We start from the raw sequence: 13694 nt of genomic DNA, 5'->3' as shown, positions 1-13694 counted from the left end.
CCGTGGACACCAAGCTCCTCGCGCGCATCGGCGCCGTCATCTTCATCGCCATCGCCATCACGATGACGGCGATCGAGATGAGCCGTCCGCCCGAGCTCCCGCGCGCGGAGCCGCCGGCCGTCGTCGAGACATCGGCGACGGACCCGCTGCTGATCGAGCTGCGCCGCTGCCAGTCGATCGGCGCGGCCGGAGCGAGCGACCCCGACTGCCTGCGCGCCTGGGGCGAGAACCGTCACCGGTTCCTCGCACCCGGCGCGCGCCCTGCCGCCCGTATCGCCGACGACACGTCGGCACAGGAGAATTGATATGGGTGGCACCGGCGTCGTCGATCGCTTTCTGGATGTCTTCACCCGCTACATCGACAGCGGGTTCGGCCTGCTCGGCGGTGAGGTGGCGTTCATCGCCACCACCCTGATCGTCATCGACGTGACCCTGGCCGCGCTGTTCTGGACGTGGGGTGAAGGCGACGACATCATCGCCCGCCTCGTCAAGAAAACCCTTTTCGTCGGCGTCTTCGCCTACATCATCGGAAACTGGAACAGCCTTGCGCGGATCGTCTTCGAGAGCTTCGCCGGGCTCGGCCTCAAAGCGTCGGGCACCGGCTTTACGGCCGCCGAACTGCTCCAGCCGGGCCGCGTCGCCCAAGTTGGGCTGGAGGCTGGTCAGCCGATCCTAGAATCCATTTCAGACTTGATGGGCTGGGTCGCATTCTTCGAGAACTTCATCCAGATCGCGGTGCTGCTGATCGCCTGGGTGCTGGTCATCCTCGCCTTCTTCATTCTGGCGATCCAGCTTTTCGTGACGCTGATCGAGTTCAAGCTGGCGACGCTCGCCGGCTTCGTCCTTATTCCGTTCGGCCTGTTCGGCAAGACCGCCTTCATGGCCGAGCGCGTGCTGGGGCTGGTGATCTCGTCGGGCATCAAGGTGCTGGTGCTCGCCGTCATCGTCGGCATCGGCTCGACCTTGTTCGATGAGTTCCGCGCCGGTTTCGGCGGCGCGCAGCCGAGCATCGAGGACGCGATGGCCGTCGCGCTTGCCTCGCTGTGTCTTCTCGGCCTTGGTATCTTCGGCCCGTCGATCGCCAATGGCATCGTCTCCGGCGGCCCGGCGCTTGGCGCAGGGGCTGCGGCGGGAACCGTGCTCGCAGCCGGCGGCGCGCTTGCCGGTGGCGCCGCTGCCGCCCGCCTCGGCGTCGGCGCGGCGGCGGGTGCAGTAGGCGGCGCAGCGCGCGGCGCTGCCTTCACTTCGGGCGCCGCCAACAGCGCCTATGCACTCGGTTCGGCCGGCAAGACCGGCGCTGCCGCCGTTGCCGGCGGCGCTGCTGGCGTCGGCCAGGCCGCCGTCGGCGCAGCCATGTCGCCGCTTCGCAAGGCGGCCGCCTCGCTCAAGGGCAGCTATCGCTCGGGCGGCCGCGCCGCCGTCACCGCAACGGGCGGGACCGTTTCAGGCGGCGGCTCCGCGCCGTCGCCGGACGCGCCGGCCGGAGCGCCCGCCTGGGCGTCCGCGATGAAGAACCGCCAGACCATGACCCACGGCGCGACCATCGCCGCCCACACGCTGCGCTCCGGCGACGGCGGTGGCAGCGGCGCGTCCGTCGATACCAGCCAGAAGGATTGATCCATGTTCAAGCGACCGAGCATCCGCTACGGCCAGACGACCGAGCCGGCCACACCCTATCAGCGCGCGGCGCAGGCATGGGACGACCGCATCGGCTCGGCGCGCGTGCAGGCGAAGAACTGGCGGCTCGCCTTCTTCGGGACGCTCGCGCTTTCGGGCGGCTTGGCCGGCGGCCTCGTCTGGCAATCGACGCGCGGCCATATCGTCCCGTGGGTCGTTCAAGTCGATCGGTTGGGCGAGGCCCAAGCGGTTGCGCCGGCCGAAGCCGGCTACCGACCGACAGATCCGCAGATCGCGTTCCACCTCGCCCGCTTCATCGAGCAGGTCCGCGCGATCCCGGCCGATCCGGTCATTGTCCGTCAGAACTGGCTGCGGGCCTACGATTTCACGACCGATCGCGGCGCGATGGCACTCAACGATCATGCGCGCGCCAACGACCCCTTCGCCAATGTCGGCCGGGTGCAGGTTGCGGTGGACGTGTCGAGCGTCATCCGCGCGTCGCCGGACAGCTTCCGCGTCGCCTGGACCGAGCGCCGCTATCAGGACGGCAGCCTTGCCGCCACCGAACGCTGGTCCGCGATCCTCACCATCGTCGTCCAGCCACCCCGCACCCCGGACGCCCTGCGCAAGAATCCGCTCGGCGTCTTCGTCAATGCCCTCAACTGGTCGAAGGAGCTGTCGCAATGACCGGCATACCCATCCGCCGCGCGGCCACGGCCGCGCTGTTCGTCTCCGCATCCGCGCTTGCCGGCTGCGCCACCACGTCGGCCAGGCCGCCCGTGATCGCTTTGGACGATCCGCCCCCGGCGATCGTGGCGACGCCCGCGGCCGAGCCGCCCCGCGCGGTCGAGATCGTCACAATCCCCGAGCCGTTGCCGCTGCCCGGCCAGTTGAAGCCGGTGACGGAAGGTCCGCGGCCGGCGGAGCCCGCCGATCCGCGCCGCCGGGTCGGCGACGCCAACGACGCCGCGCGCATCCAGCCGGTGCGCGACGGCTTCCTCAACGCCATCCAGCAATATCCGTGGACCGAAGGCGCGCTCTATCAAGTCTATACCGCGCCCGGCCAGGTGACGGACATCGCCTTGCAGGAAGGCGAGCAGCTCGTCGGGCCGGGGCCGGTCGCGGCCGGCGACACGGTGCGGTGGATCATCGGCGACACGGTGAGCGGCAGCGGCGCGACCGCGCGCGTCCATATCCTCGTCAAGCCGACCCGGCCCGACCTTGCCACCAACCTCGTCATCAACACCGACCGGCGCACCTATCATCTGGAACTGCGCGCGACGCCGACGACCTACATGGCGTCGGTGTCCTGGACCTATCCGCAGGACCAGCTCATCGCCTTGCAAGGCCGCAACGCGGCGGCTGCTGCCGCTGCGCCGGCCGCGACCGGCGTGGACGTGACGGCGCTCAATTTCCGTTACCGGATCGAAGGCGACCGCGTTCCGTGGACACCGGCCCGCGCGTTCGACGACGGACGGCAGGTTTTCATCGAGTTTCCCGCCGGGATCTCGCAGGGCGAGATGCCGCCCCTGTTCGTGACCGGCGCGCGTGGCGACGCCGAACTGGTCAATTACCGCGTGCAGGGCCGCTACTTGGTGGTGGACCGGCTGTTCGCGGCCGCCGAGCTGCGCCTGGGCGATCGGCGCAGCGAACAGCGCGTCCGCATCGTGCGCGACGATGAACGGCGGGGGCGGCCGTGAGCGAGCCCGTAGACACCCCGCCCGCCGCGCCGCACTCCGATCCGCAAGCCTTCCAGCTTCGCGGAGACCCGCCGCGCGTCATGCGCCTGTCGCGCAAGGCGCTTGCCGTCGTCGGCGTTGCCGCCGGCCTCGGGATCGGCGGCTCGCTGATTTATGCGCTGCGGCCGCCCGGCGAGATGACCACGCAGGAACTCTACAACACCGACAGCAGGGCCACGGCCGAGACCATCACCTCCGGGCCGAGGGACTATGCGCAGGCGCCCCGGCTCGGCCCGCCGCTCCCCGGCGACCTCGGCCGCCCGATCGTGTCGGCGCAGCAGCGCGGCGAGGACGTTCCCGTGCCGCCGATCGGCGCGCAGCCAGGTCAACCCGATCCCCGGGTTCAGGCCGCCGAGGCCGCCCGCCAGCGCGCGCAACAAGAGCGCGACGCGGCGCGGACCAGTTCGGTCTTCCTCGGCAGCAGCGGGGGCGCGGCGTCACCGGCGGCCCCGACTTCCCTCGACCTCGCAGCGCCGAACCCGGCGCCTCCGGTGACGGCCGATGCAGCGGCGCAAAGCGACCAGGCCGCCAAGCGCGCCTTCATGGCGCAGGCGTCCAACCAGCGCACGGTCAGCGTCGAGCGGCTGACGGCCCCGGCGTCGCCAAACATCGTACAGGCCGGAAGCATCATCCCGGCCGCGCTCATCACCGGCGTACGTTCGGACCTGCCCGGCCAGATCACCGCCCAGGTGACGGCCAATGTCTATGACAGCCCCACGGGGCGCATCCTTCTCATTCCGCAGGGCGCGCGGCTGATCGGCGAATATGACAGCGAGATCGCCGCGGGTCAGATCCGCGTGCTGCTCGCCTGGGACCGGCTCATCATGCCGGACGGCCGCTCGATCGTTCTCGAACGCCAGCCCGGTGCGGACGGAGCCGGATTCGCGGGCCTACAGGACCGCGTGAACCAGCATTGGGGCAATCTCCTCAAGGCGGCGGCCGTCTCAACACTGTTGGGCGTTGGCGCCGAGCTGGGCGCGGATAGTGAGGACGACCTGACGCGCGCCCTCCGGCGCGGCTCGCAGGACACCATCAACCAGACCGGCCAGCAGATCGTACGCCGTCAGCTCAACGTGCAGCCAACGCTCACCATCCGGCCGGGGCATCCGCTGCGGGTGGTTCTCACGCGCGACCTTGTGCTCGACCCGATTGGAGCAACGCGATGACGAAATTGAAACTGGGGCCGTTGGCCGACGACCGACCCGTCAAGCTGACGGTTGAACTGCCCGCGACTGTTCACCGAGATCTTATCGCCTATGCTGCCGCGCTCGCGGCCGAAACAGGCGGAAAAACCATCTCTCCGGAGAAGCTCGTCTCGCCCATGCTGGCAAAATTCATGGCGAGCGATCGGGGATTTTCCCGGCGCCGGGGCACCGCGAAGGACTGAGTCGGCGCTTTGCCGTCAATTGCCTAGGAACCGCTTGCGGCGCTCTTGAGCCTCGACCTTGATTATCGCCTCCTCGGCAGTGGCGCATTCGCCGCCGCGCACCGAGCCATCGCGACATCCGGCCACGACCTGCCGCGCCACGTCGATGTTCGCCACGAAATATTGCGAGCTTCGCGTATCGCGTAATGGCGCAGCGATGGGCGACGGGATAGCGACACGCGCGGTCTGTTGCGCTGGCACAATGACCGGCCGCAAGACAAATCCACCCCCGAAGCCGATAAGCAGAGTTACAAGCACGATGATGACCGTGTTGCCCCGCGACATAGCAACAACTCCAAGAATTACTTTGCTATTCTAGTGTAGTCTCTGTGAGAAATCGAAAGACAGAGCATAGCGTGCCTTGATGAATCCCAGGAAGCGCCTTAGTGCGGGATTGCTGTTGTCGTCGCGCCAGCAACCCGAATAGCCCGTCAACGCCGGCCCCTGTTCGCCGTGTATTGGGCGATAAACGACATCAGGATAGCGCGCTCCCGTCGAACCCTCGCATACAATGCTGACGCACGAACTGCCGCCGAGGACGCTCAGCACCGTCTCGCGGCTCGCCTGGCGCATTCGGATATCGGGCTTCGTGCCGGAGACCGCCAAACGGCCAAGCAGCACGTCTCTTATGTCCGGCCCAGGATCGGAAGCCGGCAACAAAAACCGCTCGTCTCGAAGATCCGTCCAGTGAACCACGCCACTCTCCGCAAGCGGGTGAGTCGCGGGCAGCGCTGCAAGCATCCGCTCGCTCCAAAGCTGTTCGCACCGAAATCCGTGATGGCCGGCCGCGCCCATGAATATCGCAACATCAACCTCGCCGGTATCTAGGCCGGCGAGCAGGACACTGCGGTCAGCTTCGACACATTCGACTTCTACGTCAGGATGCGCCTCACGCCAGCTTACTAGCGTGGCCCGCAGATTGCCGGCTGAAACCGAGCTGTTGTGGCCGAGCCTTAGGCCACCGGCGCGGCCCTGACCCGCCGCCCGCATCATCGCTACCAGCTTATCCGCTGTTGTTACCATCGGCTTCGCGCCGCGAATGAACGCGGTTCCAGCTAGCGTCATCCTGACGCCTGCGCGCGAGCGCTCGAAGATCGGCATCCCGATCGAACGCTCCAACTTCAAGATGGCGCGGCTGAGCGTCGATTGCTCGACGTCGAGCGCCCTAGCGGCCCGGTAAAAGCTTCCGTGGTCAGCCGCCGCGATCGCGTATCGAAGCTGGCGGAGGTCGAAGGACATTATCCCAGTCTAACCTTTCGATAGCTGAGAGCCGATCCGTTACTTGATTTTTAGAACCGGCGGCGGGATCGCAAGATGGCGATCATTCCTCGCCCCACTGTTGTAAAACGACCTGAACAGAAGCGCGCGCTTTCAGTCTCGCGAAATGGTCGGCGACATTGCTTGGCAGCTCAACGCCGTGCTGCGGCGCCCATCGTTCGATATAGAACAAGGCGGCATCGGCGATCGTGAATGAAGCGCCAGTCGCGTATTCGTTCTTCGACATCTCCGGATCGAGGATGGCGAAACCTTGCTCGACGATCCGACGCCCTTGGCGCCTAACCGCTGATTGGCCAAGTCCAAGCTTCACATGCAGAGCGTCCTGTGGCTCGAACAAATCAGGTCGCATGATCCGCGCGTAGCCCTGTCCGTGGATCGTGCCTTCGACATAGCTGATCAGCTCGGCGATGCGCGCGCTGCTTTCGGGATCGCGCGGAAGCAGACCTGACTCCTTGTTGACGAGCCCGAGCCATGTGGCGATCGCCCCGAACTCCGTCAGCACCGACCCGTCCTCGCGCACGAGCGTCGGCACCTTGCCCTTCGGGTTGATCGCGAGGAACTTTTCCGTGTGGGTGCCGCCGCCGTGCACGTCTATCTTCACCGTCCGATAGGGCAGCCCAAGCTCCTCCAACAGCATGTGGATGCCAATCGCGCAGGTTCCCGGGCCCCAGTAAAGGGTGAGGACGCCCTCCCGTGCCGGCGCGAGCGCGTCGGCCCGGTCCTTGCGCTCATCAGTCATCGTGGGAAAGCTGCCGCTCGGCCGCCTTCGCCGAGTCGTCCGGGCTCAGGTTGAATGCGATCTTCGCCTGGGGCGCCTGCGTTCGGAGGATGTTCATCACGACCTCGAACATCTCGGTCTGTTTTGGAACAATCCTGAGGCCGGCACCCACGACGATAACGTCGAAAGCGTTCCAGCCAAGCGCCTCGGCCATCTGCGCAGGGGCAGTCTCCTTGGTGTCGAGATAGACGAGGCGGGCGACATGCCCCTTGCCGCGAAGGTCGTTGAGGGACGCCTCGAGCCCATCGCGGATTTTGTCGGGGGTCAGATCCTTGGGGATCGCCGGGTCCGAGAAATCCATGTTCTCTGGTGTCTCGCCAACAATGAGGACACTCTTTTGGTTAGCCATTTCCGGTCTCCTGATGCTAAGATTGTGAGAAGAAGTCGGCGAGCGCGGTTGCAGTCGCCCTGGGGTTTTCGTCGCTGAGCCAGTGACCGGCGGCTGGAATGACCGCGGTGGTCAGGTCGGTCGCAACATCGCTCCAAAACTGTGTCAGTACCGGCCCTGCGTGCGCAGCCCCGCCGACGGCGAGCACCGGCATTGCAAGCGGCGTCGTCTTGAGCGGACCATTGTCGATCGCATCCTGAAAGATCGAGGCATAGTAGCCTGCGCCCGCCCGCAGAACGCCCGGTCGCGAAAGGCTCCGCGCATAAGCTTCGATATGCGCCTCGCTGACAACCAGCGAACCAGTATGGCTCTCATGCCAGAAGAACCATTCGAGCAGTTCGCGCTCGCGACCCGCAAACAGCCAGACGGCGACATCGGGAACCGCGAAGACGCTGAAGTGCCAATTGGAATCGGCGTTCCAGCCCGGCTTGGGCGCCATCGCCCGTTCGAGGCCGAAGCCCGCGAGAACGAACTCGAGCACCGCCAGCCGACCGACCCGCTGCGGATGGTCGCGGGCGAAGGCGACCGCAACGCCCGCGCCGAGATCGTAGCCGGCGACGTGGGCCTGGGCGTGGCCAAGCGCATCGAGCACCTTCGCCAGGTCGCCGGCCAGCGCGGTCTTGGTGTAGTTGCCTTCGGCGACCGTCGAGGCCCCCATGCCGCGCTGATCGGGCGCGATCACCGTGAAACGCTCTGCGAGCAACGGTGCGACGGTGTGCCACATCAGCGAATGCTGCGGAAAACCATGCAGTAGCACGATCGGTGGCCCCGAGCCGCCAATGCGCACAGCGAGCTTCGCGTCACCGACATCCACGCGAACCGTGGCGAATTCCTCCCAAGTCATCGCGTGGTCTCGTTGGCCATGGCAGGATAGTCGGTGTAGCCCGTCGGTCCTTCGCCATAGAAGGTCTCCGGGTCCGGCTTGTTGAGCGCCGCATCAGCCCGGAACCGCTCGACCAGATCCGGGTTGGCGATGTAGGGCACGCCATAAGCGACGAGGTTGACGAAGCCGCTCGCGATCGCCTCGTTCCCTTTGGCCTTGTCGAAGCCGGTATTGACGATGAGCGGCCGTGAGGTGAGCGGCCCAAGCGTCTCGACCACATGCTCGATCTGGACACCTTTCTTGGCGTCTTTGGCGTTCGGTTCCAACAGTGTGATGTAACCGATCTCGAGAGCATCGAGCGTGGAAACGAGATGACCGAAGGTCTCGCGCGGGTCGCTGTCCTTCATCCCGTAAAGCGAGCTCGATGGCGACAGCCGGATGCCGACGCGTTCGGCGCTCCAGGCGGCGATCATCGCCTCGGCCGTCTCGATCATCAGCCGCGCGCGATTGGCCACGCCGCCGCCATAGGCATCGCTGCGGTGGTTGCTGCCATCCTGTAGAAACTGATCCTGGAGGTAGCCATTTGCGCCGTGTAGTTCGACCCCGTCGAACCCCGCTTCCCGAGCATTTCGGGTGGCCTGCGCAAAATCTTCGACGATCGGCGCGATCTCCTCGAGTTCGAGCGGGCGCGGCGTTGGAAACTCGACACGGCCCCGCGGCAGAAAAAAGTCGCCCTCGGCGGGCAGCGGCGACGGCCCGACCGGCGGCTCGCCGCCGCGCATCTCGGGATGGGCGACGCGGCCGCAGTGCCAGAGCTGCACATAGATGCGGCCGCCGGCGTCGTGCACCGCGTCGGTCACCTTCCGCCAGCCGGCGATCTGATCTGCGGTGTGGATGCCGGGGCAGCGGATGATACCATGACCCTGTTCGGACACCTGCGTGCATTCGGTGACGATGAGGCCAGCGGAGGCGCGCTGGACGTAATAGTCGCGCATCAGGTCGGTCGGCACGCCGGTTTCGGAGGCGCGGGTTCGGGTCATAGCCGACATCGCAATGCGGTTTGGCAAGGCGAGGCCGTGCAGATCGTAGGGCGCGAAGAGGTCGGGCATTAGAAAGCCTTTCGAGTCAGAGCATCAGCGACCCGCCGTCGACGATGATCGACTGGCCGGTGACAAAATCGGAGTCGGGGGAAGCGAGGAAGAAGACAGTCCCGACCAAATCCTCGGGCTTTTCCTCGCGCTTGATCGCACGGCGTTCGATCTGCTCCTTAAGCAGTTCCTCGGGAAAGCTTTCCTTCACCGCCTTGGTCACCGTCACGCCCGGCGCGACCAAATTTACGGTGATGCCGTCGCGGCCGAACTCGCGCGCCAGGCTGCGGGTAAGGCCGATAACCCCGGCCTTAGCCGCGACGTAATGAGCCTGCCCAGGCACGCCGGGATAGACTGAGGCCGAACCGATGTTGACGATCCGGCCCCAGCCGCGGCCCACCATCAGCGGCAGTGCCGCCTTTGTCATGAAAGCGGTGCCGGTCAGGTTGATGTCGATGATCTTGCGCCAGTCGTCGGCGCTGATGTCGAGAAAGGGCTGGATCGGGAAGAAGCCGGCCACATTGACCAGCACGTCGATGCGGCCGGTCTTGCGCCGCGCCGCCTCGGCGACCTCTCGGCAGCTTGCGTCGTCCGAGATGTCGCCCTCAACGACAACTAGTCGCTCCGGCGCACCCGCCTTCTCGATCAGCGCGTCGAGCGCCCCCCGGCTGGTATCCGTCGCGACGACCGTATCGCCGTTATCGAGAAACCGCCGCACGAACAGGGCTCCCATGCCTCCGGCGGCGCCGGTGATTAGGACAGTGCGATCGGTGTTCATTGCGTTTCTCCAGGTTGCGAGCGCGGACGCTCGTGCAGCCGCAGGCACGAGGGACGGGGCGCGTCATGATGGTAAGTGTCGGTGCCGACCTTCTGCCCGTAGAAGTGAGTCATCGGTGCATCGGTGATCATCGAATCGGTGTTGCTGATCTCAAGCCGAATGCGCTCGCCCTTGCGGACGAGGAACGACATCGGGATCAGCTCGACCCGCAATTCGTAGACCTGCCCAGGCGTGATCGGCTCGATCGTCGAATGGCTGTGGAACGGCCTCATTTCGGTCGTCAACGCTGCATCCTCTGCGCGATGCGACGCGCGCAGCCAGCCTTGGCTTACTTTGACCGGCTTGATTGCCTCGCCCTCGCCGGAGAGGAGGGAGAGTTTGACAATCACGTCCATGTCGGTCTGGTCGGAGGAGGCGTGGAGCACGAGCACGCCATTGCCGGTGAACTCGCGGTCGCGCTCGAAGGGCCACGACGTGAACGTCGTCACCCGCGCAATGTGATCGGGCACGCCTTTCTCGTCGAAAGTCGTAACGCCCGCCATCCACTCGGGATCGGGATAGCTCCACGACGTCGCATCGTCATCGCTTGAGGGGGCTTGCTCGGCCAGCGAGCCGTCGTTCAGCGAGGTGACGACGCCGCTCTTTTCTCCGCTTAAGAAAAATGCAGCGACTTGGACGTCATCAGGCGGCCAGGCGGTCGCCTCGCGAACTTTCTGCTCGCCCTGAACGAAGAAGCGAACCGACGGCCGGTCCATGATGCCATTATCGACATCTTTCAGATGATGGTCGTACCACGGCAGCAGTTCACGGCGGTGGAACTCGGGATCGGCATATTGCGTCTGCGCGCCTGCGAAGCTGTCGGGTGCGGTGACGACCAGTTGGCGAGGTCCGCTGACACGCTCGAAGCCAGTGAAGTTGCCGCGCAGATGCAGCGAACTCTTCCCCCACACGCCGATCGACAGGACCGGGATTTCGATCTGGTCGAGCTCCCAGAACGGCGACCGCTCGCGTTGCCAGTCATCGTCGAGCGGGTGCGAAAGGATATCGTAGACCGCTTCTCCGCGCCCGCCGCCGCGGATGTCATGCCCCTCGTTCTGATGCTGGGTCAGGATCGACCCGAACAGCCACGCGCTCAGGAACTCCTGGGTCGGCATGCCGCCGTGATACATCCAGTCACGGTACATGTCGGTCGCGCCGTCATAGGCGCCGAGGCACTTGAGGCTGGGCGGGCGCGTCCGCGCCGCATTCCACTGGCTCCAGCAATAATAGGACATGCCGATCATGCCGACTGCGCCGGACGACCAGTCCTGCGCCGCGACATGCTCGATCATGTCATGGATCGCCTCGCCCTCGCGCCGCGAGACGAAATCCCAAATGCCCTCCGAGCGCCCGGTACCGGGCACGTCCATCGCGACATATGCATAGCCCTCGTCGAGATAGAGCTGGATCGGGCCATACTCGATAAACGGGAAGACCCAATGCGGTGGCAGGCGCCGCAACGCCTTCTGGTAGGGAGAGGCACCAAACAGCACCGGCAGCGCGCCAGCGTGGCTGCGTGGCAGGTAGACGTCAGCGCGAACGAGGTCTCCGTAGCGTGTGCGGATCTCGATCTCGAACGGCTGCACATTCACATCGACCATCGATTGTCCCTTCAGCGGACAGCCGGAGCTGCCAATCGGACTCTTAACTCATCAGCACTCTCTTTGGCTCTGGCCGCTGGCTGGACACACTATCCCGAATCCGGCACAATGCTCGGATGGCAAGTCTCGATGATCTGCGGGTGTTCGAGCGAGTGGCGGCGCTACGGAGCTTTGCAGCCGCTTCCAGAGCGCTGGGAGAGCCGCGTTCGAACATCAGTCGGAGTATCGCTCGGCTGGAAGCCTCGCTAGGGCTGCGCCTCATTCAACGAACGACGCGCGAAGTGACGCTGACCCCTGCTGGTGAGAGCCTCATGCAGCGCTGTGCATCGGCGCTCGATGATCTCGATGGCGCGATGGCCTATGTCAGCAGTCTCGGCGTCGAGGCTCAAGGTCCGCTTCGGCTGAGCGCGGGCATCGGATTCGGCATCAACGTGCTTGCCGACCAACTGCCGGCATTCCTTCGCCAATTTCCGCGCGTTGACATCGAGGTGGACCTTACGAGCCGCGTCGCGGACCTCGTTGCCGATCGGGTCGATGTCGCCATTCGGTTCGGAGAGCTTCCCGATTCATCCATGGTCGCGGTCCGTCTCGGCGAGATGAAGCGGGTGCTGTGCGCCTCGCCAGAGTATCTCGACCGCCATGCTCGCCCGACTTCTGTCGAAGATTTGGCCAACCATCAGGCTGTCGAGATGCCCACCACCGAAAGTCCGCCAAGGCCCTGGCGCTTTTCCAAAGACGGGACAATCCAAGAGATTCTCGTAAAGCCGCGAGTCAGCGTCAACGACGCCTTGACGATCCATCGGCTGGTCCTGAACGGGGCAGGAATCGGGATCATCTCATGCTATTTGTGCGCCCCCGATATCGAGGCTGGCCGACTTGTCCATCTGTTACCCGAATGGACCGCAGCGCCAGTAGCCGTGAACTTGATTTTCCCCAGCCGGCGCGAGTTGACCCCGTCGGTCCGGGCAATCGTGGATTACCTTAAATCATCCAATCCGCCCGGGGCGCATTGGCAGAACAACGACATTCCACGCGCGAAAAGCAATCCTGGCCTATCTTGATGTTCTTATTGGCGTCGTGGCACTTGCGGGAAGGCTGGGCGTAAGAGGCAGCTGTTGTCACTTGGCCGCTCTAGGGAAATATCCGCGGATCAGCTCGGCGACATGTTGTATCGCGCAGTCGCTGTCCGAACGTGCGGCGGTGGCGAGGTGCAGCGGAAACTCCTCGGTAGCGATCGGCGGATCACAATAATGCAAATCATCGGCGATTTGGCTACAGCCGCAGGGGATCATCGCGACTAGGTCGCTGTGCCGAAGCAGCGGCGGCACCATCATGAACCCAGGGACAACGATGCCGACGCGGCGCTCCCGCCCCATGACTGTCAGTTGATCGTCAAGCGGGGTACGGCGTGCTCCCTTGGCCGAGACGACGAGGTGCGGATAAGCGAGCCAGCGGTCCATCGTGAGTTCGCTGGCGAGCGGATGATCCCGACGCATCGCCAGGCAGTAGCTGTCCCTATAGATCTCCGTCCTCCGAAACGCGCTGCCGGCCTGCGGCAGGACGGTGATCGCGATGTCCGCGTGGTCGCGAGCCAGCGCATCGACTACTTCGTCACTCTCGCGCCATGCCAGCAGTACGAGATCGATGCCCGGCGCGCTGTCGCGCATCGCCGCCCAGCAGCGCTGGAGCAAAGTAGTCGCCGGAAAGTCGCTGGACACGATCCGCACCGTCCGTTGCGAGGTCCGTGCCGTCTCGGGCGCGGCGCCGATCAGGTCGCGTGCGTGATCGACGAAGCTGCGCACGGGATCGCGCAGCGCGTCTCCCCGCGCGGTGCGCGCCATGCGCCGGCCCGAACGCACCAGCAGCGGATCACCGAAGAGCTGTCGGCAGCGCTCCAGCGCGGCCGACGCCGATGGCTGCGACATGCCGAGCCGCTGCGCCGCACTGCTGACGCTCGCCTCCTCGAGCAGCGTGTCGAGCGCGACCAGAAGGTTCAGATCGATCGTGCGCAAGTCTATGTTCGCTCGGGCGTGATTATCTCCCACGCGAATATATCTGCACCCACTCATCAGAAAGGGCAATAGTTCGATATAGCGGCAGCCTATCGAACGAACATCGTGGCGGGCGATTGTACCGGCG

General features: G+C 65.4%; 16 protein-coding genes. 7 read left to right on the top strand and 9 right to left on the bottom strand.

Annotation, left to right across the window (positions count from 1 at the left end):
* Nucleotides 1–2 precede the first annotated feature (2 nt).
* The 6 genes from trbK-alt to DT343_RS10960 are packed head-to-tail and all read left to right on the top strand — an operon-like array spanning nucleotide 3 to nucleotide 4743.
* A complete protein-coding gene (gene trbK-alt / locus DT343_RS10985) occupies nucleotides 3–305 on the top strand; it encodes a putative entry exclusion protein TrbK-alt (protein WP_112862934.1) in 303 nt (100 codons plus the stop codon).
* A 1-nt stretch (nucleotide 306) separates the two neighbouring features.
* Nucleotides 307–1617 carry a P-type conjugative transfer protein TrbL gene (trbL, locus tag DT343_RS10980; protein ID WP_112862933.1) on the top strand — a complete coding sequence of 437 codons (1311 nt, stop codon included), beginning with the start codon at nucleotides 307–309 and terminating at the stop codon, nucleotides 1615–1617.
* 3 nt (nucleotides 1618–1620) lie between these two features.
* On the top strand, nucleotides 1621–2304 hold the full coding sequence (gene trbF / locus DT343_RS10975; RefSeq protein ID WP_112862932.1) for a conjugal transfer protein TrbF: 684 nt from the start codon (nucleotides 1621–1623) through the stop codon (nucleotides 2302–2304).
* Entirely contained in the window at nucleotides 2301–3317 is a 1017-nt protein-coding gene (gene trbG / locus DT343_RS10970; protein WP_112862931.1) for a P-type conjugative transfer protein TrbG, read from the top strand. The genes trbF and trbG overlap by 4 nt, the downstream gene beginning before the upstream one ends.
* The gene (locus tag DT343_RS10965; RefSeq protein ID WP_112862930.1) at nucleotides 3314–4522 is read left to right on the top strand and encodes a TrbI/VirB10 family protein; all 1209 of its coding nucleotides are present in this window, start codon (nucleotides 3314–3316) and stop codon (nucleotides 4520–4522) included. Before trbG ends, DT343_RS10965 begins: the two co-directional genes overlap by 4 nt.
* Complete coding sequence (locus DT343_RS10960; RefSeq protein ID WP_112862929.1) at nucleotides 4519–4743, top strand: DUF2274 domain-containing protein; 225 nt, start codon at nucleotides 4519–4521, stop codon at nucleotides 4741–4743. Before DT343_RS10965 ends, DT343_RS10960 begins: the two co-directional genes overlap by 4 nt.
* A gap of 15 nt (nucleotides 4744–4758) precedes the next feature.
* On the opposite strand, the gene DT343_RS10955 is transcribed toward DT343_RS10960, so the two are convergent.
* The 8 genes from DT343_RS10955 to DT343_RS10920 form a co-directional block, all read right to left on the bottom strand.
* Complete coding sequence (locus DT343_RS10955) at nucleotides 4759–5067, bottom strand: hypothetical protein (RefSeq protein ID WP_112862928.1); 309 nt, start codon at nucleotides 5065–5067, stop codon at nucleotides 4759–4761.
* Between the two features lie 30 nt (nucleotides 5068–5097).
* On the bottom strand, nucleotides 5098–6021 hold the full coding sequence (locus DT343_RS10950) for a LysR family transcriptional regulator (protein ID WP_112862927.1): 924 nt from the start codon (nucleotides 6019–6021) through the stop codon (nucleotides 5098–5100).
* A gap of 82 nt (nucleotides 6022–6103) precedes the next feature.
* Entirely contained in the window at nucleotides 6104–6799 is a 696-nt protein-coding gene (locus DT343_RS10945) for a glutathione S-transferase family protein (protein ID WP_112862926.1), read from the bottom strand.
* Nucleotides 6792–7187 (bottom strand): hypothetical protein, encoded by a 396-nt coding sequence (locus DT343_RS10940; RefSeq protein ID WP_112862925.1) that lies wholly within the window; start codon nucleotides 7185–7187, stop codon nucleotides 6792–6794. Before DT343_RS10940 ends, DT343_RS10945 begins: the two co-directional genes overlap by 8 nt.
* Before the next feature lie 16 nt (nucleotides 7188–7203).
* The gene (locus DT343_RS10935) at nucleotides 7204–8070 is read right to left on the bottom strand and encodes an alpha/beta fold hydrolase (protein ID WP_112862924.1); all 867 of its coding nucleotides are present in this window, start codon (nucleotides 8068–8070) and stop codon (nucleotides 7204–7206) included.
* Nucleotides 8067–9158: an alkene reductase gene (locus DT343_RS10930; protein ID WP_112862923.1), complete on the bottom strand. Its 1092-nt coding sequence runs from the start codon at nucleotides 9156–9158 to the stop codon at nucleotides 8067–8069. Before DT343_RS10930 ends, DT343_RS10935 begins: the two co-directional genes overlap by 4 nt.
* 16 nt (nucleotides 9159–9174) lie before the next feature.
* On the bottom strand, nucleotides 9175–9915 hold the full coding sequence (locus DT343_RS10925; RefSeq protein WP_112862922.1) for an SDR family NAD(P)-dependent oxidoreductase: 741 nt from the start codon (nucleotides 9913–9915) through the stop codon (nucleotides 9175–9177).
* Nucleotides 9912–11555 carry a CocE/NonD family hydrolase gene (locus DT343_RS10920; RefSeq protein ID WP_112862921.1) on the bottom strand — a complete coding sequence of 548 codons (1644 nt, stop codon included), beginning with the start codon at nucleotides 11553–11555 and terminating at the stop codon, nucleotides 9912–9914. Before DT343_RS10920 ends, DT343_RS10925 begins: the two co-directional genes overlap by 4 nt.
* A gap of 116 nt (nucleotides 11556–11671) precedes the next feature.
* Here DT343_RS10920 and DT343_RS10915 point away from each other — a divergent pair, with 116 nt between their 5' ends.
* Entirely contained in the window at nucleotides 11672–12616 is a 945-nt protein-coding gene (locus tag DT343_RS10915; protein WP_112862920.1) for a LysR family transcriptional regulator, read from the top strand.
* A gap of 57 nt (nucleotides 12617–12673) precedes the next feature.
* Here the strand turns inward: DT343_RS10915 and DT343_RS10910 are convergent, their stop codons facing one another.
* A complete protein-coding gene (locus tag DT343_RS10910) occupies nucleotides 12674–13567 on the bottom strand; it encodes a LysR family transcriptional regulator (protein ID WP_181669182.1) in 894 nt (297 codons plus the stop codon).
* Nucleotides 13568–13694: the final 127 nt, after the last annotated feature.

Source organism: Brevundimonas vesicularis, from assembly GCF_900445985.1.
GTDB classification, from domain to species: domain Bacteria; phylum Pseudomonadota; class Alphaproteobacteria; order Caulobacterales; family Caulobacteraceae; genus Brevundimonas; species Brevundimonas vesicularis_D.
Note: the sequence above shows the minus strand (reverse complement) of the source record. Positions and strands in the feature narration are given on the sequence as shown.

Excerpts from the sequence above, each read along its gene's own strand:
- DT343_RS10925 (WP_112862922.1), bottom strand. The coding sequence starts at position 9,915 with ATGAACACCGATCGCACTGTCCTAATCACCGGCGCCGCCGGAGGCATG.
- DT343_RS10950 (WP_112862927.1), bottom strand. The coding sequence starts at position 6,021 with ATGTCCTTCGACCTCCGCCAGCTTCGATACGCGATCGCGGCGGCTGAC.
- trbF (WP_112862932.1), top strand. The coding sequence starts at position 1,621 with ATGTTCAAGCGACCGAGCATCCGCTACGGCCAGACGACCGAGCCGGCC.
- DT343_RS10960 (WP_112862929.1), top strand. The coding sequence starts at position 4,519 with ATGACGAAATTGAAACTGGGGCCGTTGGCCGACGACCGACCCGTCAAG.
- DT343_RS10920 (WP_112862921.1), bottom strand. The coding sequence starts at position 11,555 with ATGGTCGATGTGAATGTGCAGCCGTTCGAGATCGAGATCCGCACACGC.
- DT343_RS10915 (WP_112862920.1), top strand. The coding sequence starts at position 11,672 with ATGGCAAGTCTCGATGATCTGCGGGTGTTCGAGCGAGTGGCGGCGCTA.
- DT343_RS10930 (WP_112862923.1), bottom strand. The coding sequence starts at position 9,158 with ATGCCCGACCTCTTCGCGCCCTACGATCTGCACGGCCTCGCCTTGCCA.
- DT343_RS10945 (WP_112862926.1), bottom strand. The coding sequence starts at position 6,799 with ATGACTGATGAGCGCAAGGACCGGGCCGACGCGCTCGCGCCGGCACGG.
- trbL (WP_112862933.1), top strand. The coding sequence starts at position 307 with ATGGGTGGCACCGGCGTCGTCGATCGCTTTCTGGATGTCTTCACCCGC.
- DT343_RS10935 (WP_112862924.1), bottom strand. The coding sequence starts at position 8,070 with ATGACTTGGGAGGAATTCGCCACGGTTCGCGTGGATGTCGGTGACGCG.
- trbG (WP_112862931.1), top strand. The coding sequence starts at position 2,301 with ATGACCGGCATACCCATCCGCCGCGCGGCCACGGCCGCGCTGTTCGTC.
- DT343_RS10940 (WP_112862925.1), bottom strand. The coding sequence starts at position 7,187 with ATGGCTAACCAAAAGAGTGTCCTCATTGTTGGCGAGACACCAGAGAAC.
- DT343_RS10955 (WP_112862928.1), bottom strand. The coding sequence starts at position 5,067 with ATGTCGCGGGGCAACACGGTCATCATCGTGCTTGTAACTCTGCTTATC.